Here is a 24,414-nt window from a genome sequence, read left to right on the forward strand (position 1 = left end):
ACTCTCCATAAAAGTTTGTAATACTTAGCTTTTGTAGAAGCTGACTTCTACTTGTTTTAAAAAGAAAAACGAGTTTCCTTTTTCTTGACATACTGGTTGTTTTGTTCAGTTTTCAAAGAGCAAATTTATTGTCTTTTTTAAAAGCGACTTTACTAATATAACATGTTGAGCTTTTGATGTCAACACTTTTTTCAATTATTTTTTTGAGGTTAGCTTCGACCTCTTGCCTGGACTGTTTCTCCAGCGCAACGTTAATTAATTTACCACGATTTGAAAATGAAATCAATAGCAAAACGCAAAATTATAGCATTGAATTTAAAGTTCTATTATTTATTCAATTCACGCTTCTCCATTTAACTTATTTACTTAGATAACAACACCATTTTCGAGGATATCTATTATATTTATAATACCCTAATCAATAAGTGATAAAACCGTCTTTAGATAATTATGTCGGCAAACAAAAAACCTTCCAGTTCAAATTGAAACAAGAAGGTTTTTTCGTATCACTTATTTATGACGCATTTGCGGGAACAACAGTACATCTCGTATAGATGGAGAATTTGTCAACAGCATAACAAGACGATCTATTCCAATTCCAAGTCCACCTGTTGGCGGCATCCCATATTCTAGAGCTTCTAAAAAGTCTTCATCCATTAGATGTGCTTCGTCATTTCCTTCAGCTCTTTCTTTTACTTGTGCTTCAAAACGTTCTCGCTGATCAATTGGGTCATTTAATTCACTAAATGCATTTGCATGTTCTCTGCCAACAATAAATAATTCAAAACGGTCGGTAAAACGCGCATCTTCTGTATTCTTCTTTGCTAACGGAGAAATCTCTACTGGGTGTCCATAAATAAACGTTGGTTGTATTAAAGTTTCTTCTACTTTTTGTTCAAAGAATTCATTTACAACATGACCAAATGTCATCGTGTCTCTTATTTCAACACCATGCTCTTTGGCTAACGTCCGTGCCTCTTCATCTGTTATATGCTTCCAGAAGTCTACACCGGTTGCCTCTTTAACTGCGTCTACCATATGCAACCTTGTCCATTTCGGCTCTAAGTCAACTTCATGGTTTCCATAAATCACTTTCGTTGAGCCAAGAACATCTTTTGCAATATGCGCTATCACGTTCTCAGTTAGTTCCATAATATCATTATAATCCGCATAGGCTTCATAAAGCTCAATCATAGTAAATTCAGGGTTATGTCTTGTAGAAACTCCTTCATTACGGAATACGCGTCCAATTTCATACACTTTTTCTAAACCACCAACAATAAGCCGTTTTAAATGCAGCTCGATCGCAATACGCATGTATAACTCAATATCTAAGGCATTATGGTGTGTAATAAACGGACGTGCTGCCGCTCCACCCGGAATACTATGCATCATTGGAGTTTCTACTTCAAGGAAACCTTGACCATTCAAGTATTCACGCATCGATTGGATAATTTTGCTTCGTTGTACAAATGTTTCTCTGCTATCCATGTTTGTAATAAGATCTAAATAACGCTGACGATAGCGTTGCTCGATATCTTTTAAGCCATGGTATTTTTCCGGCAATGGTCGTAATGATTTCGTTAGTAAATGGAATTCTGTAGCTTTGACAGATAGTTCTCCTACGTTTGTTTTGAACATTACACCAGTTACGCCAACAATATCTCCTAAGTCTGTTGTTTTGAAAACCTCATAGGCTTCCTCACCAATTGCATCCTTACGTACGTACAACTGTATTTGTCCACTTAAATCCTGCATATGTGCAAAACCAGCTTTTCCTTTTCCCCGCTTCGTCATAAGACGGCCAGCAATCGTCACTGTATCCGTAATTTCCTCTAACTCCTCTTTGGAATAGCGGTCATATTTCTCGATAAGTTCTGTTGCTAAATGGGTTCTTGGAAACTTCTCTCCAAATGGATCCAGACCTTGTTCTCGGTAATCATTTAATTTGTCGCGTCGTACACGCATTTGTTCATTCATTTCTTCAGACATTGTGATCACTCCACTCATTTATATTAGTTAGTATATCTAAAAATCCAACTTCTTTCACGTACAGTCTCTAAACTTTGCAATAGGGTGTTCATGCAGAAAAAACTGCCGGAAGCAGACCGACAGATTTCCTACAACAATTCAAACAGATTTGACACTTTATTCACTGCCTAAAGCTGATCTACAAATGTAAAGACTTAACTTCTATTCCGTGCGAGTCTCTGCCCTAATAATGCTTTTATCGCACAGTGCCATTATTTTCTAGGTCTGAGTAACATGAAGTCACAACTTGGTTGAGAACAGGAATGTCTCCTATTTGAAACATCTTATGTCCTAGCTTATTTCTCACTATTAAGTGATTCCATTGTAATCTCATCCTTTGATACAGACAACTTCTTGGCAATCATCTCTAAAAAGTCATCTGTTGCAAGTTTTGTACCTCGTTCTATGTTACCTATTTGTGCAATCGAAACATCCAGTTCCTTTGCAAAATCGATTTGTGTATATCCTTTTAGCTTACGGAAAGCTTTTATTCTTTTACCGACCCTTTTTGCGTCCATTTCCTTACATCCTTTATGTCTGTTTCAGGAAGATCAAGAATCATTTCCTCAATAGGCTTATTCCAATCAGGCAAGATTAGCTTTGGTGCAATTTCCTGTAAAGGAATGAGTACAAACGCGCGCTCGTGCATTCTAGGGTGCGGGATTATTAATCGTTCTACTGTACTATTTTCTTGATTAAATGTCAAAATGTCAAGGTCTATTGTTCGTGGTCCAAAACGTATACCACGTTTGCGTCCAAGGTGCTGTTCCACAGACTGACAGTATTCTAGAAGTTTCAGAGAAGATAAAGCAGTCTTTATTTCAATGACCATATTTAGAAAATCCGCTTGATCCAAATATCCGACAGGGGCGGTTTCGTAAATAGATGATCGTCGGATAAGTGTAACTTCTCCCATAGTTTCTAGTAATTCCAAAGCCTCTTTAAGATATGCTTCTCTCGGTTCAATATTGGTACCTAATGCCAAATATGCTTGATTCATATCGATCGCTCCCGATAGATTTCTACTGCCACAGAGGCATAGTGCCCTGGAATCGGTGGATCCGGCTTGGTCACGGTCACTTTACAAGCCTGTAAAAGACAAAACATTGCTAATAGTCTTTCTGCAATTCCTTCAGCAACAGCTTCAATCAAATTTTTCACATCACCTTCAACCAATTCCTGAACAAGTTCATAGACATGACCATAATGAATTGAATCATACATGTTATCGGATTCGCCTGGCTTTTTTAAGTCTAGATAGAGCTCCAGATCAACATTAAATCGCTGCCCTAGCTTGTTTTCTTCTGGGAAAAGCCCATGATAACCATAAAATTGCATTTGATTGAGTATAATTTTATCCAACGAAGTGACCTCCCTCAGCAAGCATCGCATCCATCATTTGCGCAGCCTCTCGATTTCGTCTTACATTATGGACACGAACCATTTGTGCTCCTTTCGTAATACCAAGACATGTCGTCGCAACTGTTCCGTTATCACGTTCTTCGGCAGATATATCGAGAACACTGCCAATGAATCGTTTCCGTGATGTTGCTAATAGCAGAGGGTATCCCATTTTTGTTAGCTGCTCAAGATTATTCATCACAACAAAGTTATCCTTTGTTGATTTCGCAAAGCCGATTCCTGGGTCTAAAATGATTTTCTCTTTTGTAACTCCTGCATCTAGTGCTATTTGAATACTTTCTTCAAGATCTTTTTTCATATCATCCATAATCGAATGATAATCCTCATTCTTACGGTTATGCATTAATATAATTGGAACGCCATATTCAGCTGCAACTTTTGCAATCTCCGGATCATGTTTCGCTCCCCAAATATCATTGATAATATCTGCTCCTGCTTCAACAGCCATTCTTGCTACTTCCGCTTTAAAGGTATCAACGGAAATTGCAGCTGCGGCATTTTCCTTCAGTGCCTTGATAACTGGTACCACACGTTTAATTTCTTCCTCAGCAGTTACAGGTATATGACCTGGACGGGTGGATTCACCACCGACATCTATCATATCTGCCCCATGTTGCTCCATCAGCATGGCTTGTTCAACAGCCTTCTCGATCGTTGTATACTTGCCGCCATCAGAAAATGAATCTGGTGTGACATTTAAAATCCCCATAATATGTGTACGTTCTGATAAATCAAATGTCCGGTTTGAAGTTTGTAAAATCATTTTTATCTTTGACCGCCTTCATAATTTCTTTATATTTTCTATCGTATCAATTTTTCAATGCTGAGGAAACCTTTAAATTTTTTTGGTGCTTCCAATAACTAGCGTACCAAAACTGCCTCGTTCAGCTTCAGCCCCAACGTCTAGCGAGACTTGCCGACCGGCTAAGACATGAGGCATAGTTACACGTATACCGTTGCCGTGAAATCGGGCATCGTCTCCAGGTAAAAGGATGCCGACTCGTCGAACCACCCCAAAGTTCGGGATTCAGACTGCACGTCGCCAACCACAGGCTTCCTCTTTTACGCTCAAAAAAAGGACTGGCACAATGATGCCAATCCTTTTATTTTATATTTTCTTATTCATTCTCTTCGAATCGATATAAAGGTGTGGACAAATATCTTTCTCCATTATCCGGCAATATAGCAAGAACCTTTTTCCCTTTTCCTAATTCTTTCGCGACTTTTAGTGCAGCTGCAACTGCAGCACCAGATGAGACGCCACCTAGGATACCATTTGTTGTCGCTACTTTGCGAGCAGCTTCATATGCTTCTTCATTCTCGATTGTTAGTACTTTTTCATAAATATCTGTATCTAAAACTTCAGGTACAAAGCCTGCACCAATTCCTTGAATTTTGTGAGGTGCCGGTGACCCTCCTGACAAAACAGGTGAAGCAGCTGGTTCAACTGCGTACAATTTGATATCATCAAAATGTTTCCTTAATACTCTCCCTGCTCCTGTTATTGTTCCACCAGTACCAATTCCGGATACGAAGCCATCAAGACCATCCTTCATTTGTTCTACAATTTCTTTACCTGTCGTCAGCTCGTGAATGTCTGGGTTAGCAGGATTACTAAATTGCTGTGGCATAAAATAGCCATGCTCATTTTTTAACTCCTCTGCCTTTGCGATAGCGCCTTTCATCCCATCAGCTCCTGGAGTCAATACCAGTTCTGCACCATAAGCACGTAATAAGTTTCGTCGTTCTTGACTCATTGTATCTGGCATCACTAATACTGCTCGATAGCCTTTTGCAGCTGCAACCATCGCAAGCCCAATACCCGTATTACCACTTGTTGGCTCAATAATAGTAGCACCAGCTTGAAGCAAACCTTCTTTTTCGGCCGCTTCCACCATAGCAATTGCGATACGATCCTTTACAGAGCTCCCAGGATTCATAAATTCCAGCTTAACATATACATCTGCACTTTCAGCATCCGTTAAATTATTCAATTTTACAATCGGTGTTCCACCAATTAAACCCGTAATGTTCTCAGCTACTTTCATGACAACCCCTCCTAATCCCAAGTGATTTTATATGAATTAATATAAATGTATGTCTATTTCAAGGAAAAGTCAACTAATATCTCTTTAAAAACGAAGGCAGATAAGGAACTTTTTCCTATCTGCCTAGAATAATCATTCCTGCGCTACTCGCTATAAATCCAATCTATATCCAGTTGCTCCCATAAAGGATCTGCAATCAATGATTGATCCATTTCCTGTAATGCTAATTCACTTTCCATATAAGGCTTAATTTCATCATACGTGAATTCGATAGCCGGAAGCTTTCTGTGTAAGTAGAGGATAGCCACACCATTATCTGCTATAAACGGCTCACTATAGGAGTGCTCGTCCATTTCCGAAGTTACATCATCATAACTGCCTGGGAGAAATTGACTGGAAGTATAGATATAGCCTAAATAGCCACCATCATCTTTCGTTTCATCATCTTGAGAATACTCCTCGGCAAGTAATTCAAATGATGCTCCTTGCTCTAGTTCATCGTAAACCTTTTCTGCCGTTTCCATATTTTCTACGAGAATATGAGATAGCTGTAGTGATGCGGTAAAGTTGTATTGACTTCCATAGCTATCATAAAAGCTCTTAAGTTCTTCTTCTGGTATAGTAGATGCATCTGCAGCGAGGAGTTGTTGTAGCTGATAACGGTAATTGACCTCATCGCGCAAACGCTCTTCTTCTTTCGCAGCCTGCTCTTCTGTCATAACACCTTGCATCGTTATTAAAAAGGCAACATCTCGATTAATCAGTTTCTCATCTATTTTAATTCCTTCTGACTCTGCCAATTGGTTCACAACAGCTCGATCAACCATTTGCTTTAATTGCTTTTCACCATAAGCCGATCGTAACGCTTCTATCCATTGCTGGTAGCTAATTTCTTCATCGCCAATAGATGCAACGGCCTCTTTGCTTGATATTGTTCGCTCATCATTATCGTTCATAACAACCGAGTCTTCATTGTTGTTTAAAATTAACAAGGAAGCAACATTTGTAATTAGTAGTACAACAACAACACCTAATAACAGCTTTTTAGACATGTCAATTTTATTTCCCTTCTTACTGTTTCAATTCTTCTAATTCCGCCTCTGTAAAATAATAGGTTTCATTACAGAAGTGACAGCTTGCTTCAGCTCCATGATCTTCATCAATCATGTTTTGTATTTCTTCACTTCCCAATCCAATAATCGCATTCGCTAATCGTTCCTTCGAACATTTACAACGAAATTCAATTGGCATGGTCTCAAGGATTTTTACTTCGTTGTCAAATAAACGTTGTAAGATTTGTTCTGGTGTATTACCTTCCTCTATCAGTTTAGATATTGGTGGAAGGGACCCGATTTGTTCTTCTAACCTTGTAATAACAGTCTCATCTGCTCCTGGCATCACTTGTACAATAAAACCACCAGCAGAAAGAATCGTATGATCTGGGTTAACCAGCACTCCAGCACCAACAGCAGAAGGCACTTGTTCAGATGTAGCAAAGTAATATGTGAAATCTTCACTGATCTCACCAGAGACAATTGGGACTTCGCCTGTAAAATAATCCTTCAAGCCTAAATCCTTAATAACACTCAAACTGCCTTCTGTTCCAACTGCTCGAGCAACATCTAGCTTCCCTTTATCATTTAACTCAAAGTCAACATGTGGGTTACTTACATATCCACGGACGTGCCCTTTCGCATTTGCATCAGCTATAATTGCACCGATTGGTCCATTTCCCTGTACTTTTATCGTGTTTGAGTCTTCTCCTTTTAACATCGCACCCATCATCGCAGTAATTGTAATTGTGCGACCAAGCGCTGCGGAAGCAGTTGCCCAAGTGTCCTGCCTTCTTCTTGCTTCTTCAACTGTTTCTGTCGATCGAATTGCAAATGCACGAACTTTAGCATCAAATGCAATTGCTTTTACTAGATAGTCTTTCATGAAATTTTATTCTCCTTTTCATTAGAGGTTACTTACCCTTTAAGATTTAATCTTTGATAGATCAGATACAAACCTTTTAATGTTAACTGTGAATCAACTTTGTCGATTGTAGTCGCACCGTTAGCAATTAGCTTAGCTAATCCGCCAGTAGCAATAACCTTTGGTTCTACATTTTTCTCCTGCTTTATTCGGTTAACAAGACCGTCTACCTCTCCAACATAACCATAGAAAACGCCGGCTGTCATCGCTTCTACGGTAGATGTTCCGACAACTTGATCTGGAGCTTGAATTTCGATTTTAGGTAGCTTGGAGGCTTTATCATACAATGCTTCCATCGAAATTTTAATTCCTGGAGTAATAATCCCACCGCTATATTCCTCTTGCTCATTAATATAGCAGTAGGTTGTCGCAGTCCCAAAATCAATGATAATTAATGGTGCGCCATATTCTTCAATAGCTCCTACTGCATTGACAATACGATCTGCACCGAGTTCTTTTGGATTAGGATAATTCATCTTTAAATATGTTTGGGTTTCTTCCTTCCCAATAACAACTGGATCCATATGGAAATACTCTCTGCTCATTTCCTCTAATGCAAACATAATTTGCGGTACTACAGAAGATATGATGACACCATTGATATCTGAAAAAGCTATGCCTTTATAGTCAAATAACGATTTTATTAACATTCCAAATTCATCTGCTGTCTTATAGCGATCAGTTTTTATCCGCCATTCATGTTTCAACTGATCTTTCTCAAATACACCAAGGACTGTATTTGTATTTCCAACGTCAAGAACAAATAGCATGTGTCACCAAACCTTCCTATCATTTCTATTTTTTAAATATAACATACTTCAGAAACCAGAACAAAAGCGCAAGCACCCGGGAGTGCAAGGTACGAACTTATGCCATGGTTGTAGGGTAGCTATTTGTTTTTTCCTTGCACAATAAAAGCAGCCATTCGTTAAGTTGGCTGCTTTTATAGTTAAATTAATTATTTTTTATCTGTTTGATCTTCATCCGAATTCCTATCGCCCATGATCGGATCGTTAATATAACTCTTATCTTCTGTCTCTGCTTTTTCCTTTGCTTCTTCATAAGATAAGTTCTCTTCATCATCTTTTGACTGAATGTTTACTTTAACATCCTCTGCATCTGGTTCAGGTAGCTTGCCATCTTCAAACAAGGATTTGATTTGTTTCGCGTCCAGTGTTTCTACTTCAAGCAATGTTTGAGCTACAAGCTCCAGCTTATCGCGGTTTTCGGTAAGGATCTTCTTCGCACGATCATAACAATAGTTGATGAAGTTTTGCATTTCTTTATCAATATCATGAGCAATCGCATCACTATACGTTTGTTCATTTTGGATATCGCGGCCAAGGAATACATTACCGCCTCCACCACTACTAAATTGAATTGGTCCGATTTTATCACTCATACCATATTCCGTTATCATCTTATGAGCAATATTTGTTGCACGCTGGAAGTCATTTGATGCACCTGTACTTACTTCACCGAAGATAATCTCCTCGGCAACACGTCCACCTAATAATCCAGTTATTTTATCAAACAACTCTGGTTTTGTCATAAAATAACGGTCTTCTCTTGGTAGCATAACGGCGTAGCCACCAGCTTGACCACGAGGTACAATGGTTACTTTATGCACCACATCTGCATCATCTAACACCATACCAATAATTGTGTGTCCACTTTCATGGTATGCAACAATGTCTCTTTCCTTCTTGGAAATAACTCTGCTTTTCTTTGCAGGTCCTGCAATAACACGGTCAATTGCTTCATCAATATCTAATTGGTTGACTGATTTACGGTCATCTCTTGCAGCAATAAGTGCTGCTTCATTTAGCAAGTTTTCCAAATCAGCTCCAGAGAACCCTGGAGTTCGCATTGCGATTGTCTTCAAATCAACCGTATCGTCTAACGGTTTATTTCTTGCATGGACATGCAATACTGCCTCACGCCCTTTAACATCTGGACGATCTACCATAATTTGTCTATCGAAACGGCCCGGACGTAATAATGCTGGGTCTAGAATATCTGCACGGTTTGTTGCAGCAATGATAATAATTCCTTCGTTTGCACCAAAACCATCCATCTCAACTAGCAATTGGTTCAATGTTTGCTCACGCTCATCGTGACCACCACCAAGACCAGCTCCACGTTGACGACCTACTGCATCAATCTCATCAATAAAGATAATACATGGTGCATTTTTCTTTGCATTTTCAAATAAATCACGTACTCGGGAAGCACCTACACCGACGAACATCTCAACAAAATCCGAACCACTGATGGAGAAGAATGGTGTACCAGCTTCACCAGCAACAGCACGAGCAAGTAATGTCTTACCAGTACCTGGAGGTCCTACAAGCAGAACCCCTTTCGGAATACGTGCACCAACTGCTGAGAATTTACGTGGATCCTTTAGGAATTCAACAACCTCGACCAATTCCTGTTTCTCTTCATCAGCACCTGCAACATCTTTAAAACGAACTTTTTTCTTATCTTCTGTGTACATCTTCGCTTTACTCTTACCAAAGTTCATGACACGGCCACCGCCGCCTCCGCCTTGCGCTTGACTAAGGATAAATAAGAAGAAGAGTCCAATTAATAGGAACGGAACGATTCCAGTCAAGAAGGTTAGCCATGGACTTGGCTGCTCCTCTTCGGCAACTTTTAATATACTCTGTTGTGTTGCAGCATCCGTTATCGAAGAAATAATCTCCGTATTATCAGGAACCTGGGCGATAAATGTAGTCTCGCCATCTGTCAATGTTCCAGTAAAACGAATAATTCCATGTGATGGCTGGAATGTTAACTCTTCAATCTCACCATTATTTAAAGCATCTACAAATTGCTGTACATTATATTCTTCACTATCTTCACCTTGTCCGTTAAATACGCCAATTACGCCAATAATGACGAAGAAAATCAGCATCCAAAACAGGACATTACGAAATATCTGACTCATTGCCAACCTCCTCCCAAACGGGGAAAAACTATAGTTCATCGTATCATATGAAAAAGTTTAAATACAACTGAAATAACTTTAAAACTGGGATTTATTTTTCTTTTTAATATAGCGTACCACTAATAAAATAAAATACATTTATTATTCGCTGTAAATTTCTGGTTTCAGAACACCGATATAAGGTAAATTACGATACCTTTCCGCATAATCCAATCCATAACCGACAACAAATTCATCTGGAACTTCGAATCCTATAATGTCAGCTTGGATTGCTGCTGATCTGCCAGATGGCTTATCCAATAGCGTTACAATTTTAATTGATCTCGCTTTCCGATATTTAAATAAATCCACTAGGTAGCTGAGCGTTAGACCACTATCAATGATGTCTTCAACAATAATTAGATCTCGCCCTTCGACCTTTGTGTTTAAATCTTTCACAATTTTTACTTCTCCAGTAGAACGCGTACCATCACCATAGCTTGATACATCCATAAAATCCATTTCCAAATGGATGTCTGTATGGCGAATCACATCTGATAGAAAAGGCATTGCACCTTTTAACACGCCGATTGCAAGTGGAAATTTACCATCATATTCTTCTGATAGCTGTTTTCCAATTTCTTGGCACTTCAGTTTGATTTGTTCTTCTGTAATTAAAATATGGTCAATCTCACCATGCATGTTATCTTGAAGCATATAAAAAATCCTCCTATAAAATGAAACTTCATTTCAGTGGGGCTTCCTTTTTTGTCCCACTGATCATAAGAATAAATGCTTAGTTTGGACGTCGTTACTCGTCCCACCGAAAACATTTATCTCAATGGCTTTGCAACCTACTTCCCGTAGGCAAAATACAATCAGGGATTGATTTGCGAGCTGCTTTATCACAATCCCTCCCTCTCTAGCATGATTTTGCTTCTTAGAGGCGGGGTATTACAGCGCATTATTGCGTGAATAATCCCCTTTTTCAAAGTTTAATTGAATTATTGAGCCATTTTCCTGCTGTGAATTTAGCTGACTTTTCTTTAAACCGATAAGCCATAAAATCGTGCCATTCGCATCGGTTACGATCGGCCAGCCGTCTCTTTCACCAATAGGTATTTTAGCGTCAATAAATATATCCTTCAGTTTCTTACTTCCATTAAGTCCATCCCAACTCATTCTATCGCCCGGCAATCTAGTTCTGATATGTAAAGGTAACACAACCTGCTCCGTAAAAAAGGTATGGGAAAATTGGTCTTGTGCGATGTGTTTTTCAACGAAGTTTGCTGTAATTGTAGAACCACCTGGTAACTCAAGTTTACCTGGAATATCCAAAAGAAAAGAATAAGGTTGGCTGTTTGGGGCCTTACTGTGATTGGAGAAATAAAATATAATTTTTCCATAGGTGTTTTCCAATTTTAGACCATTTGGAAAGTCAATTTGGGTATTCCCTTCATCACGTTGCAACAAGGCAAAAAACTGTTCCTCATGTGTATAGGATAGGTCCTTTGGTAAGTCATTGTATAGATAGTTTAATATTAGATGAAATGCACGCCTTTGTAAAGCATGGGCGCGGTTTTTAAACAAATTCCCATCGAAGGAGGCTGTCTTGTTTTCAGCATGAAAAACAATGAGCTCATTAACCATTTCCCTGGCAGCCTCACGTAGGTATTTTTCATCCTCAGCTAGTGTTTCACTTAAATGTTGAGCAGTACGATGTATATTATCATTTCGTTCTTTAATTAATGGAACAATTTTGTTTCGATAATAATTCCTAGTGTAGTCGGTTTCTTCATTTGTTGGGTCCAATCGCACCTCAATTTGATTTTTTTTGCAATAAGTCTCCAGCATAGACTTGTTTACGCAGAGAAAAGGGCGAATAATCATTCCTGTAGAAAACGCACGTTGAACCGGAATACCTGTTAGTGCACTAGAAGATGCAGTGCGTGCAAGCTTCATAAGCATCGTTTCTATCTGGTCATCGCCGTGATGACCAAGTGCTAAATAATCTGCATGATAACGTTCCATTTGTTCGGCAAAAAACCGATACCGAACCTCTCTGGCAGCCACCTCTGTACCCAACTTATGCTTTACTTGATATGCTGGTACATCCAATGAGGCACCTACAAACTCTATTCCCCATGCCTCACAAATACGTTTCACATATTGTAAATCGCTTAACGACTCCTCTCCCCTTAGCTGGTGATCAACAGAAGCCGCAATTACGGTTAACTCCCACTCTTGCTTGATCGTGTTTAAAAAATGAAGTAACGCCATCGAGTCTGGGCCTCCAGACACTCCAGCAATAACGGTTGTACCTTCTTTCAGTAAATGATGCTTTTTTATAAATGTAAGAATTTCCTGTCTCATAAATTGCCATCCTTAAGCGACTATTTTCGTTCACTCATGCAGCTTAAATGTTCGAAGAGAGCTGACGATAAACATCCGCCTCATTATCTATACCCTATTATACGTTTAGTTATCAAAAAAGTAGAGAGAAAAGATAATACATTAATGCAAGAACACCTATTCCACCTGACTCCATAAATAGTCGCTTCCATGATGTTTTCGGTTTTTGCTTATGATAAAACTCGCGCTTTTTGGCAGCATTTAAAACATGAATTAAATCCCGCTTCATTTCCGCGCTGGATGCATACCCACTTTTTAAAGCTTTTTTTAACACGCTTCTGTATGGGATTAAATCGTTAACATGGTCAATCTTTTTAAATAACAATTTTTCAGTTGCTTCATGTTCTTTCTCAAATCGGTTTGGATAGTAAATTGTTAAAAAAACCATAACAAAAGCAAAAAGGTCGTAGCTTGGTTCCGCTTTTCTTGACCCCAGTCCCCAGTAACCACGGTCATAAAACTCTGTATACTCTTTAATTGCCCTGCCTTGTTTCGTTGTTCCACCAACATCCACCCACCTCACTGTCGGTGGTGATGACACGACTAAGAGATTTTCCGTCTTTAAATCACCAAAGATCCACCCTGTTTGATGCAGTTTCTCCAAATCTTCCAAAAGCTGCAGCATAAAAACGCCAATCCAATCTTTCCCATGCTTTCGAATAAAACCAACCATCGTCTCCCCTTGTAAATATTCCATCACGTAAAAGGAATACGTATTCCCTGTTGGCGAAACCCAATCATCTACATCAAGCAAAGAAGGCCCAAGGCGACTTCCTTGGACCTTCTCCAGCGACTTTAACACATTTACTTCCACCGTCATCGATGTACCCTTGTCACTGATTTTCAGTGCAGCGGGTCGGTCGCCATGGTTGCATAAGTAAACCGTTCCAATTGCTCCCGCTCCAAGTTTTCTCTGAATGGTATAGGTTTTATGGTGCCACTTTCCTTTAATCTGGGAACCTGGTCTTAGATCAATACCCTGTTTCTTCCATACCTGATTCATCTTCATGTCTGAAGCTCCTTAATAAACTTTTTTTACCGAATTGATACATTGCTTCACGAATTGCAGGACCAGTTGGCGTAATTCCCCCACTAGTTAGTTTGGGAAATACGGTTGAAATTGTATCAAGCTTCGGTGACCAGTCAAACACCAGTTGAATATCCTTACGCTTTCCCGGAAAGCTATAAATACAAAACTTGTTTCTACCAATCCGTGAGTTTAAGCTAATTGATAGATCAACAAGCGCTTCCTTCACTGTTGGAAGCTTATTATGCATACTTGCGCTCGTATCAACGAGTACAAGTACCTCTAAATCACTCGTCTCTCCTAAGTCTTCTACAACCTCCATAATTTCTCCGCGCTTCTCAGGTTCCAAATCTTCTATTCCTTGGTCGGAACCGAGAATTTGTCTTAACTCCTTATTCACAAATCCTTGTAATGTTTGGTTCATTGCCTGTTTCGTAACCATTTGAACAGTCTGGGATAAAGATTCACTGTAAACAATCTGACTGACCCCACCACCTGACAGAGCTATATCCTCTACTTCTTGTAATCCGTCCGGGCTTTCCGTCTGATCATCTTCCAATATCCCAATAACATTTACCGTTATCCCTTGCTGGTAAGCAAGCGCAGCAGTTGCAGAAGGATCTTCTCCCTTGTTTGAACACCCATCTGTCAGTAGTAAAATTTGTTTTAACGATCCATTTTTCAAAGCCCTAACCTCCTATTTATTTCACTACCATCATCACCACAATGGAAAGAGAATATACATAGAAAGGTAGAGTAGATCCCAATCATTCTACAAGCCAAAAACAACTGTTCTAAAGGAGGATAAAAAGGTCCGAGAAGTTCGATGCCGCGCAGTTTTAAGTACCCGACTTTTTGAACATCCTCTAAAAAGGATATTTCATCAGATTATGACAGAGCTTTTTTTCGATAGACCGGGACTGCTGCCCACTCCGGTTGATTCTTTGCAATTTTAGCAACTAGGACAGTCATATCATCTTTAATTTCCCCCGACCTTGTCCGAATAACCTCCTCTAGGAGAAGATCTGCAACTTCCTGCGGATCATCCGTTGCCATTTCTCTAATTTTTCGTTTAAGCCACAAATCAATATTTTCTACATGCCTTGGACCTTCAAAAATACCGTCACTCATCATAATAAGTAAGTCCTCTGCATTCATCTGTTCACTTACAATATCGACATCAAACTCTTGGATAATTCCCATTGGCAAATTGCTTGCCTCTATTTTTATCATTTTTTCGCCGCGTTTAATAAAGCTTGGCGTCGAGCCAATTTTCAAAAAACGAACTGAAGCATCATGTAAATCCATCATAGCTAAATCCAGCGTTGCAAACATTTCATCTGTTGTACGTAAGGAGAGAATCGAATTAATCGATTTTATTGCAACCTTCTCTGGAATTCCTGTCTGCAGGATTTGTTGTAATAAGCGTAAAGTTTCCATACTTTCCTCTCTTGCCCGATTTCCATTACCCATACCATCACTAATTGCCATCGCAAACTTCCCTGCTCCAAGCTCAATCGTTGTAAAGCTGTCTCCTGAAACCAGCCCTCCTCCCTTTGCTGCATTTGCTGCCCCTGTTTGGATTGTATATTCTTTTGCTGAACCGAATGCCAAATGGCTATATCCATTCGGGAAGGGGGAAATCTCTTCTTCTTTTACAATAATCATTTCATTTAAAATATCTGATAATACAGGTGCAATTAATTTAGCACCTTCCCCTCTATATTCGTAGAAGGATGCGGTAATTTCTATATCTACATTACCCTTTTCCAATTGATAAATATCCACCTTTTCAAGCTCAATTCCTATATGTTTTAACGCATGGATAATTTGTGTTTCTTGTAAGTCATGATGCTGACGCTCCTTTAATATTTCTTTTGCGAAGTCGTCCATTACTTCAGAAACACCTTGCAGCTGATCAGCAACGAGCCGTTTACTCTCCAACACTTGTTGCCGCAGCCTGCGATTTGCTTCATAAAAGGTCATTTCCTCCTTCATGGCTTCTACTACTTTCCTTGATTTCACACAATGGTTTTCAAATTCTCGCATCACTTTCCGATTTGGTTCTTGGCCACTCGTGATGTCTTCTTTCATCTCCTCCATGTACGTATACGTTTGATCAAATTCCTTCTGCCAGCACCTATCCTTCATAAAACAGCTTTGGCATGTTTTCTCTGTCACCTGACTCAGAAAATAATCCGTCTCACGTTTTGCCTCCTGTTCATCAGTCGTTGCTGCTTGCGACACCGAGAAGCTTTTGGATAGCGCATGAAACACCTCGGAAAACTGCCCTACCCTTCTTGCTGTCACATTTCGTACCTTCTGTAAATACTGCTCTTGTTCATGGGTGTATTCTTCTGTTCCAGGTATATACCTGGATATTCTACTGAACCAGGATGCTGGTGTTAAGAAAAACAACAAAATCGCAATAGATGACTCAAGAAGAGAGGGGATCAATGTCACAGCATCACCGTAGATACTAATCAAGCCAGTACCAACGAGTAAGCCGATGCTTGTCCCAATCTTTTTGCCTTCCTTCAGTAAACCGCCAAGCAACCCTGAAAAGGCAAGCAGACTCATTTGATAAAGGTTTGCCACATTCGCGAGCGATAAAATTAACCCAGCAACTACACCAACCGTTGAACCAATGGCAGCGCCACCAATGTATGCAAATATTAACACGAAGTATCTGGAAAAAATCTGTTCTGCAGACGCTCCATATATTTGCCAGCCGATCATCCCTGTTAGTACAGAGGCAATTAAAATAATCATACAGACGATTTCTTCATTTTTAAGTACAGGTTTATATCTTTTTGGTGATAAAAGCGGAATGCTTTGCATAAATATCAATACAAGAACGGCTCCTAAGACACCTTCGACTACAAGTAACAACCATTCGTAGGAAGTAATTGTGTCACGTAAGGAGTACAAAAACATCCTCGAAAGTGTTGTTGAAGCAAATACCGCCAGTGGTAAGACAACTTGTTGATTTTTCATCTGCTTCCCTAGTGCGGCAAGGAAAATAAATACAAGCATAGCAACTCCAATAAAAATCGCATGTGTCATTGAGTAAGTAAGTGCACCCGCAAGGACAGCAAGCATCGATTTAAAACTCTTTTCCCTGTAGACAAACCACATGGAAGCAACAAATGCGATTGCAAATGGTGATACTGCAGATAAAATAACAGCCCGTCCAAGTAAAAAACCTCCGAAATAGAAAAGCCAGCCTTGTTCAAGAAGAATGCTTTTCAGTTTGAAATAGATTCCTTTCCGCCATTTACCCTTTTGTCCCTTTTTCTCTACTCCAAATCCTCGTGATTCCACCCTTGGGATTGATTCCATCATCGATTACCACTCCTATCTTTCAGAATAGTAAACCATATTATGTGTTCTTTTTTTGTCAAAAAGGCAGAGCTTATTCAAAAAATCGTTCGACTGCTTTTTAGTAATCTTGGCATCAACAAGCAGACGAGCAAATCTTCATTTTTTACGTGTTGGTGTTAACTTTCCTTCTGTTGATAGCGCAACAAGCAGAAGAATAACTTGCTGAGAAATGAAATAGAAAGCGATTATTTTGCCGAATTGGCTGAGGTTGTGAAGGAAAATGAGGAACAAATCCAGAATTTCTTTGAATATAGATACGAAAAGTGACTTTTCGTTAAAGTATTTTACAAATCCTATTGACACAAATGAAAACCTGCTGTAATATATTTTTTGTTGGCTTATTTTGGCGGCGTAGCTCAGCTGGCGAGAGCGTACGGTTCATACCCGTGAGGTCGTGGGTTCGATCCCCTCCGCCGCTATCAAAAATAAAAACCAATCGGTATATTTCATGCCGATTGGTTTTTTTCGTATTTGAAAGAAAATCCGAACTAGTGATTATTTGCTTAATCTGTGGAACAATCGCCGTCCGGGATCGCTCCGGTTGGATGCTTTCCGTGGGCACGGCTTCAGCCTCTGCGGAAGAAAACCACTTCTTGCGAGTCTTCAGACACGTGCTGTTCCCACAGGAGTCACCGCCCTACGCTCACCCGGACTGGTTAGAACAACATTTTTATTTTGATAAACCATGTTAGTATAGCCAGTGAACCAGCACTAGCGGAGGAAACACACGAAGACTCCTGCGGGATACGTGGCCAGAGTGAGACTTCGCAGAACGTAGTTCAAGAAGGCTCACGGATCACCCGCGGAAAGCGTAGTGTGTTTCCGGAGCGGTATACGCACAATCTCTTAATACACATTGGTTCGCAGTTTATATTTCTCTGTATAAAAGATTCTTAAACAGAAGTATAATCCCATTCCAAACCTTTTTGGCAAACAAAAAACAGGCTCAATCATATGATCAGCGCCTGTTTCATTTATATTAGAGCATTGTCTATAGACAGCAACTGCTATCCTCTTCTAGCACCTCGACCCCCGCGTTTGGATTCCGTGTGCTTCTTCAAAGAGGCTAAACGATCCTCTGAATCTTTAAGAAAACGATTCATTTTTGCTTCAAAATTCTCAGTGCGTTCTCTTGGATTTTTTTGGCGTACTGGTCGATCTTTCGCTTTTTTAATAGATAAACCAATTTTACCATCTTTCTCAACATTAATGACCTTAACCTTAACTTCATCGCCAACAGTTAAGTGCTCATTAATGTCTTTCACATAGTTGTCAGCAACCTCACTAATATGGACCAATCCAGTTTTTCCTGCTTCTAGCTCTACAAATGCTCCAAAATTAGTTATTCCGGTTACTTTCCCTTGCAGCTTGCTGCCTACTTCGATTGACATAAAAAAAATGCTCCTCCTTAAAAGATTAAATGTAGTTCTCATATAGTATATTCATCAACTGAAAAAGTGTCAATAAGAGGGGTCTTCATTCGGGATTTTAAAGATTAATTCCCCTTTCTTCGAGAAGAAATAATTCGTACGAGCAATGTCCAGCACATATTCCTCATCATTCAACAGTTCAATTTCTTCTGTTAAATTGGCTTCCTCTACTTTCATAGCTTTCAGCTCGTCCTCTAACTGTTCGTACTGCTCCAATTTCTCTGCCTGAACTACACGCTGTTTAATATGGTATGAAGACAAGCCCCCAATAACAATCGCTGCTACGATAGAAAATAACACAAGACGACGAATTAACCGCTGCTTTTTTCGTTTCTGTCGTTCTATGTATGCGTCGTACTGCTGCATATAATTCGAGTCTAATCTTGTTACTGTTTTTTTCTTTGATGACAAGCCACTACCCCCTTTTAAACAATAGCTTCTCCAACTTTTTGTATCCTTTATAACATATATTCTTCATTGTACTATAAAATCCTGCTAATTTGTGTAAATTTTTTTTGAAACCGTCGGGAATTAATTGGTAAATACCCTTTCCAATCCATATAAACGGGGTTATAACAATTTTCGAAATAAAGAGAATAATAGTTAAAATTACCGTGACCACCCAAATAACAAGACGAAAAAGAGTACGTATAACCCATGAAATCGGGGCAATAATCAGTGTGTGAATTAAATTATTGAAAAAGCGGTACACTGCAGCTACAATACGAATTATCCATTCTAGTAACTGCTTATACGTCTTTTTCGCAAAAACCTGGTACATGGAAAACCCAAGAATACAAGCTAAAACGACATAGACCCTAATTTCCCCAGCATTCACACGAAATAATACATACAATATAATTGCAGTTTGCGTTAGCCAGAAGCTGATTTCTAAAAAATAGGTTAAAAAAACCCTTCGTTTCCAATAATATGTCAGCCGACGAAAGGTTTCTTGTACAATACCCAAATAAAAGCCACTTAAAACCATCGTAATCATCGTAAGAAACTGGATACTCAGGCTCATCGGAACAGCTTGCTAAAGAATCCTTTAGCTTTCTCCTGCTGCTGTTCGTCCACATAGGAAAGCTCATAGATTTTACCTTTTATCGTTACAACTCCTTCAGTCACATCTAAGTTTTTCAGCTGCAAATTTTGCCCTCGTATAATTAGATAGCCCATTGTTGTCTCCAGTAAAAATTCTTCATTATCGAAACTATCCACTTCTTTTACACCTGATATTTCCAAGTTCTTTCGATTATTCAGTTTTACCATATGCTCTGTTTGTACGCGATTTACCGTTTCCTTGTTATCATAATAGTTCATAGAAAGCCCTCCTTATCACTATTAATTTATGATAGGAGGGACAAGTATAGAACTTTATTCAGGCATTTTCTTCTTTCACAATAGTGTAGAGCGTTTCTGCTTCATCCTTTTTCACCGTTTCTCTTAAGTCGTTCACTTTTACAGTTACAAGTTTCTGGCCAAATCGAATAATAAGCTCGTCCCCTTTGGAAAGGACTGTTGAAGCCTTTGCTTGATTACCGTTTACCGTGATTCGTCCTTGATCGGCAACTTCCTTTGCTAACGTTCTTCGCTTAATGATTCGAGATATTTTCAAAAACTTATCTAATCGCATGGTCATCACTCTCTTTCTTTTGCTTCATCCCAATAAGCATCCATTTCCTCAAGACTCGCTTGCTTTATATCTATACCCTTTTTCGTAAGCTGTTCTTCAATATACGTAAAGCGGGAACGGAATTTATTATTCGCTCGGTTTAAAGCTAGTTCTGGGTTAATTTTATAATACCTCGCTAGATTTGCTAGCACAAACAATACATCGCCAAATTCATCTTCCATTTCCAATAGTGTGTTTTCTTCAATCGCTTCTTGGACTTCTTTTAGTTCCTCATCAAGCTTCTCCCAAACACCTGATACATCTTCCCATTCAAAACCGACCTTTGCAGCCTTCTTTTGCAGTTTAAAAGCCTTTGCAAGCGATGGAAGGTGTTTTGGAATACCATCTAGCACGGATTCCCTTTCCTCTCCCTTTTCCGCCTTCTTCAATTCTTCCCAGTTTCGATTTACATCCTCGACAGAATCGACCTTCGTATTTGAAAATACATGCGGGTGGCGATAGATCATCTTATCTGTAACGGAGCGGATTACATCATCTATCGTAAAATAGCCATCATCCTCACCAATTTGACTATGGAGAATCACGTGCATTAGTATATCTCCTAATTCCTCAATGATATTGTTATCGTCCCCAGCATCAATCGCATCAACAAGCTCATATACTTCTTCAATACTATATTCCCTTAGTGATTCATGTGTTTGCTTCCTATCCCACGGACAACCATCTGGAGATCGCAATGTTGCCATTACCTCTCGTAAGTGATCGAACGTGTGGTGTAATAAGTTGTCGGGAGCTGGTGGAATATAAACACTCGTTAAATTGCTGATCTCCATCGTGTGATCAAGCTCTTCCAAAGAAACTTTCGTTATGCTTTCCTGTTTACTACCTGCAGCCTCAACAATAATCACTTCATAATCTGGCGGCAGATCCTCAAGAAGTGAAAGCTTTACTTCCGAAGCAACAAAGCGATCATATACTTGGCAAAAAATAATATGATGTCGGTAATCCAGTTGACTTCGAGTAAAGGACGTACCGTCTACAAATTGGAAGCCTTCAATAGGATCAATTTTTAACGAGGTGAATAAATTGTCCAAATAGCTTTGCCCTCCCATAACCTCGACCTCAATTTCTGTCTGCTCTAATAAAAGCTGGACCGTTTTTTCTGCAAGCATTGGATGACCGGGAACAGTATAAATAAGTGTTTCTACTGCTTTTGCTTGCTCCAATAGAGCATTCGTTATCCGCTCATATACCGCACCGAACTGCTCTTCTTCCTCATACATATGGTCAAAGGCTTCAAATCGCACCCCTTCATCTTGTAATGATTCAATAACTGGATGGTCCAATGTTCGGGAATAGACAACCATCTCTGCATGTACTAATTTTTTATAGATACCAAATGGCAGCTGATTCACATCACCGGCACCGAGACCGATAATTTCAATTTTACTCATCATAATTCCTCCCTTTATAAAAACGTATAAATAGTTCTGATTTCGGTAACATGCGTAATTCTTCCTTCGTAAAGGCTCGAAAACGCAGCAAACAAATGATAAAAATAACTCCGCCAATGACTGCAATAAATACAATATATATGAGCAAGGCAATGCGAGAAGCAGAAGCTTGTGCCGAGAATAACCAATCCATAAGAGCTATAAAAACAAGCATCGAAACACTTCCTAGAATAAGAGCTCGAAAACGAACGCGTTTTAACAATCGGAGCTCGGGCAACTTTCTCCTTAGCTCATACATGACGAGCGTAAAGAAAATAAGTAAGCTAACTACCGTAGCCATTGCACTTCCGGCTATTCCCCATAATGGTACTAATAACTGATTTCCGATCCATTTTACAAAAAAGGCAACGAGAATAAAGCCTGCAGTTCGTTTTATATGTCCTAAGCCTTGAAGAATGGATGCCGCTGTAATTGCTACCGAGCAAAGAAAGATGGCAAGTACAAGTAATTGCAATGCCTGTGTTCCACTTTCATCTTGGAATAATAATCGATTCGCCTCTGGAAAAATAGCAATCAATCCAATGGTCGCACCAATAGCTAGATAAAAACTAAATAGCATTGCACCACGGATATACGGATAAAATGTGGATGGGTCGCCTTTTAACTTCTGCTTGGAGATCGATGGGAGTAATGCTAATGCAAAGGATGAGCCAAGCACAGTACCAAGCTGAATCAATGGTTGGCCGCGGTCAAATATCCCTTTGGCTTCCATTGCTTCTATTTTGGACAGCCCATACTCCCTAAGTCCTGGAATTAATGTGAATGCATCCGCAAACTGAATAACGAGCAGTACCATATGGTTTAATGCAGCAACAAGCCCAAGAATCAGCAACGTGCGGACATAATATTTCCAAGGGATTTCATAACGCTCTCTCGAACATGGACGACGCTTCGCAACGTAAATACCCAAGATAACAATAGCAGCACAAGACCCGCAAATGGATGCAATTGCAGCTGCTTGACCAATCACATACAAGGAATGATTTCCAAAAGCAACATATATTGCTGCTGCGATAATGATACATACTCGAACAAGCTGCTCAATCACTTGTGAGTAAGCGCTCGGCTTCATTTCGTAAGTTCCTTGATAAACCCCTCGTAACAAAGCAGAAAAAGGAACAAGCAGAAAAGCAAATGCAGCTAACCGATATGTATATGTTAATTGTACATCACCAACCAAGCCGGCAATTGAATCTGCATTCCAAAAAAGAAAAAGAAATATTGCTCCATTCAATGCTAGTAATAGCAAAAAAACTGGAATATAAAAACTGTGAAGAGATAAGCTTTTGCCAGCTGCTTTTAACTCCACGGTCATTTTGGAAACAGCAGATGGAAAGCCATACAACGCAAGCATCATGGCGATCCCAAGAATTGGATAGACTTGCTGGTAAATATAAAATCCTATATCTCCTGTTAGATTCTGTAACGGCACTCGATAGCCCGCACTTAATACCTTACTGATGAGTCCTGCTAGCATGAGCAGCAATGCACCTTTCACCAGCTTATTTGTTTCATTCTCATTCATTCGTAAGCGCCCTTTAACTTAAATTTGCTATTAGTATACCATAGGTTTGGGACCAAATAACGAAAGAAGAAATACCCGATGCGTATTTAAATCATCCGCACTTTTATCTGTTGTTTCTGTTTTCTTTCTGACATTTAAAAAAGCTGTCTCCAAAGGATAAAATCCTCTCTGAGACAGCATGTATGAAATTAAGTACTATTCCATTTGTTTGGCCAAGAATACGGCAGCCGTTTCGGCAGCTTTCTGCTCTACTTTACTAAGCTTTTCCTCTTTGGAAAATATCATTACACACCCAATGGGATCTCCGTTTGCAATAATAGGACTGATACAGTAAGATTGCAGATCCTGCTCTTGCCCTTCTATAACCTCTAATTTTGTGGGATCAACTTCAAATACTTGCGACCTTTTATCAATTGTTTGTGTTAATGGATCGCCAATACTTTTATTTAAATAATCCTTTTTCGACTCCCCAGCAATCGCAATGACTTCATCTCGATCACTAATCAGTACTGGTGAGTGAAGCGAGTTAAATAAAGCTTCTGCGTATTCTTTGGCAAAGTGCCCTAATTCATTAATAGGAGAATATTTCTTTAAAATAACTTCTCCTTCTCGGTCAACGAAAATTTCGAGCGGATCTCCTTCACGGATTCGTAACGTTCTTCTAATTTCCTTTGGCACAACCACTCTGCCTAAATCATCAATTCTACGTACAATTCCTGTTGCTTTCATTCTAAGCAGCCTCACTTTCTAATGATGATTACTCATGTTTTGTTGTTTGCTTAACGAGGAAGTTCAAAAAAGTCCGGTAAAAATGACACTCCAAGAGCAGTAGACCTTCGACTAAGTTCCGACACGTCCTGTGTCGAATGTCAAAGTCACCACATCCTGTGGAAGCCCGGTACGTGGAACTTCGAGGCACAGGACGTGCTAGTGTCGGCGTCACAAAGGACGTTGCGACCTTAGCCGACCGCGGTCCTTTTTATCCTCCTTTTGAACACTCATTTAACGTGTAAAAATCACCAGGTGTGGTTTTAGTATAAATCATCCAAAAATAACTATACATTCCATGGAAAATA

At 39.4% G+C, this 24,414-nt stretch carries 23 protein-coding genes and 1 tRNA gene; 1 reads left to right on the forward strand and 23 read right to left on the reverse strand.

Going from position 1 to position 24,414, the window contains the following annotated elements:
- Positions 1-510: 510 nt before the first annotated feature.
- The 15 genes from lysS to spoIIE form a co-directional block, all read right to left on the reverse strand.
- Positions 511-1,992 (reverse strand): lysine--tRNA ligase, encoded by a 1,482-nt coding sequence (gene lysS / locus D1B32_RS10285; RefSeq protein WP_095314385.1) that lies wholly within the window; start codon positions 1,990-1,992, stop codon positions 511-513.
- A gap of 335 nt (positions 1,993-2,327) precedes the next feature.
- A complete protein-coding gene (locus D1B32_RS10290; RefSeq protein ID WP_095314387.1) occupies positions 2,328-2,549 on the reverse strand; it encodes a helix-turn-helix domain-containing protein in 222 nt (73 codons plus the stop codon).
- On the reverse strand, positions 2,519-3,031 hold the full coding sequence (gene folK / locus D1B32_RS10295; RefSeq protein ID WP_095314389.1) for a 2-amino-4-hydroxy-6-hydroxymethyldihydropteridine diphosphokinase: 513 nt from the start codon (positions 3,029-3,031) through the stop codon (positions 2,519-2,521). The genes D1B32_RS10290 and folK overlap by 31 nt, the downstream gene beginning before the upstream one ends.
- Positions 3,028-3,393, reverse strand: a complete 366-nt coding sequence (folB, locus tag D1B32_RS10300; protein WP_095314391.1) for a dihydroneopterin aldolase — start codon at positions 3,391-3,393, stop codon at positions 3,028-3,030. Before folB ends, folK begins: the two co-directional genes overlap by 4 nt.
- On the reverse strand, positions 3,386-4,216 hold the full coding sequence (gene folP / locus D1B32_RS10305) for a dihydropteroate synthase (RefSeq protein WP_095314392.1): 831 nt from the start codon (positions 4,214-4,216) through the stop codon (positions 3,386-3,388). The genes folB and folP overlap by 8 nt, the downstream gene beginning before the upstream one ends.
- A gap of 355 nt (positions 4,217-4,571) precedes the next feature.
- Entirely contained in the window at positions 4,572-5,501 is a 930-nt protein-coding gene (gene cysK / locus D1B32_RS10310) for a cysteine synthase A (RefSeq protein ID WP_095314394.1), read from the reverse strand.
- 143 nt (positions 5,502-5,644) lie between these two features.
- Entirely contained in the window at positions 5,645-6,553 is a 909-nt protein-coding gene (locus D1B32_RS10315) for a peptidylprolyl isomerase (protein WP_095314396.1), read from the reverse strand.
- A gap of 19 nt (positions 6,554-6,572) precedes the next feature.
- On the reverse strand, positions 6,573-7,439 hold the full coding sequence (gene hslO, locus D1B32_RS10320; RefSeq protein WP_095314397.1) for an Hsp33 family molecular chaperone HslO: 867 nt from the start codon (positions 7,437-7,439) through the stop codon (positions 6,573-6,575).
- A 32-nt stretch (positions 7,440-7,471) separates the two neighbouring features.
- Positions 7,472-8,248 carry a type III pantothenate kinase gene (locus tag D1B32_RS10325; RefSeq protein WP_095314398.1) on the reverse strand — a complete coding sequence of 259 codons (777 nt, stop codon included), beginning with the start codon at positions 8,246-8,248 and terminating at the stop codon, positions 7,472-7,474.
- Positions 8,249-8,436: 188 nt separating this feature from the next.
- Positions 8,437-10,431: an ATP-dependent zinc metalloprotease FtsH gene (gene ftsH, locus D1B32_RS10330; RefSeq protein ID WP_095314400.1), complete on the reverse strand. Its 1,995-nt coding sequence runs from the start codon at positions 10,429-10,431 to the stop codon at positions 8,437-8,439.
- Between the two features lie 141 nt (positions 10,432-10,572).
- Positions 10,573-11,112, reverse strand: a complete 540-nt coding sequence (gene hpt / locus D1B32_RS10335; RefSeq protein ID WP_118889389.1) for a hypoxanthine phosphoribosyltransferase — start codon at positions 11,110-11,112, stop codon at positions 10,573-10,575.
- A 252-nt stretch (positions 11,113-11,364) separates the two neighbouring features.
- Complete coding sequence (gene tilS, locus D1B32_RS10340) at positions 11,365-12,783, reverse strand: tRNA lysidine(34) synthetase TilS (RefSeq protein WP_095314401.1); 1,419 nt, start codon at positions 12,781-12,783, stop codon at positions 11,365-11,367.
- A gap of 112 nt (positions 12,784-12,895) precedes the next feature.
- A complete protein-coding gene (locus tag D1B32_RS10345) occupies positions 12,896-13,831 on the reverse strand; it encodes a serine/threonine protein kinase PrkT (RefSeq protein ID WP_095314402.1) in 936 nt (311 codons plus the stop codon).
- The gene (locus tag D1B32_RS10350) at positions 13,794-14,534 is read right to left on the reverse strand and encodes a VWA domain-containing protein (RefSeq protein ID WP_095314404.1); all 741 of its coding nucleotides are present in this window, start codon (positions 14,532-14,534) and stop codon (positions 13,794-13,796) included. Before D1B32_RS10350 ends, D1B32_RS10345 begins: the two co-directional genes overlap by 38 nt.
- A 203-nt stretch (positions 14,535-14,737) precedes the next feature.
- Positions 14,738-17,194: a stage II sporulation protein E gene (gene spoIIE / locus D1B32_RS10355; RefSeq protein ID WP_095314405.1), complete on the reverse strand. Its 2,457-nt coding sequence runs from the start codon at positions 17,192-17,194 to the stop codon at positions 14,738-14,740.
- Between the two features lie 384 nt (positions 17,195-17,578).
- On the opposite strand from spoIIE, the gene D1B32_RS10360 reads away from it, so the two are divergent.
- Positions 17,579-17,652: transfer RNA gene (locus D1B32_RS10360), tRNA-Met, on the forward strand.
- A gap of 588 nt (positions 17,653-18,240) precedes the next feature.
- On the opposite strand, the gene D1B32_RS10365 is transcribed toward D1B32_RS10360, so the two are convergent.
- The 8 genes from D1B32_RS10365 to spoVT form a co-directional block, all read right to left on the reverse strand.
- On the reverse strand, positions 18,241-18,624 hold the full coding sequence (locus tag D1B32_RS10365; RefSeq protein ID WP_095314408.1) for a S1 domain-containing RNA-binding protein: 384 nt from the start codon (positions 18,622-18,624) through the stop codon (positions 18,241-18,243).
- Positions 18,625-18,693: 69 nt separating this feature from the next.
- A complete protein-coding gene (locus D1B32_RS10370) occupies positions 18,694-19,074 on the reverse strand; it encodes an FtsB family cell division protein (RefSeq protein WP_095314410.1) in 381 nt (126 codons plus the stop codon).
- A 4-nt stretch (positions 19,075-19,078) separates the two neighbouring features.
- The gene (yabQ, locus tag D1B32_RS10375) at positions 19,079-19,687 is read right to left on the reverse strand and encodes a spore cortex biosynthesis protein YabQ (protein WP_095314411.1); all 609 of its coding nucleotides are present in this window, start codon (positions 19,685-19,687) and stop codon (positions 19,079-19,081) included.
- Positions 19,684-19,986 carry a sporulation protein YabP gene (yabP, locus tag D1B32_RS10380; protein ID WP_095314412.1) on the reverse strand — a complete coding sequence of 101 codons (303 nt, stop codon included), beginning with the start codon at positions 19,984-19,986 and terminating at the stop codon, positions 19,684-19,686. The genes yabQ and yabP overlap by 4 nt, the downstream gene beginning before the upstream one ends.
- Before the next feature lie 58 nt (positions 19,987-20,044).
- Positions 20,045-20,299, reverse strand: coding sequence for an RNA-binding S4 domain-containing protein (locus tag D1B32_RS10385; protein WP_095314414.1), 255 nt, complete (start codon positions 20,297-20,299; stop codon positions 20,045-20,047).
- Between the two features lie 5 nt (positions 20,300-20,304).
- Complete coding sequence (gene yabN, locus D1B32_RS10390) at positions 20,305-21,753, reverse strand: bifunctional methyltransferase/pyrophosphohydrolase YabN (RefSeq protein ID WP_118889283.1); 1,449 nt, start codon at positions 21,751-21,753, stop codon at positions 20,305-20,307.
- Positions 21,746-23,338, reverse strand: coding sequence for a putative polysaccharide biosynthesis protein (locus tag D1B32_RS10395; RefSeq protein ID WP_118889284.1), 1,593 nt, complete (start codon positions 23,336-23,338; stop codon positions 21,746-21,748). The genes yabN and D1B32_RS10395 overlap by 8 nt, the downstream gene beginning before the upstream one ends.
- Positions 23,339-23,533: 195 nt before the next feature.
- Positions 23,534-24,067, reverse strand: a complete 534-nt coding sequence (gene spoVT, locus D1B32_RS10400) for a stage V sporulation protein T (RefSeq protein WP_095314419.1) — start codon at positions 24,065-24,067, stop codon at positions 23,534-23,536.
- Positions 24,068-24,414: the final 347 nt, after the last annotated feature.

Source organism: Oceanobacillus profundus (genome assembly GCF_003515705.1).
GTDB classification, from domain to species: Bacteria; Bacillota; Bacilli; order Bacillales; family Amphibacillaceae; genus Oceanobacillus; species Oceanobacillus profundus.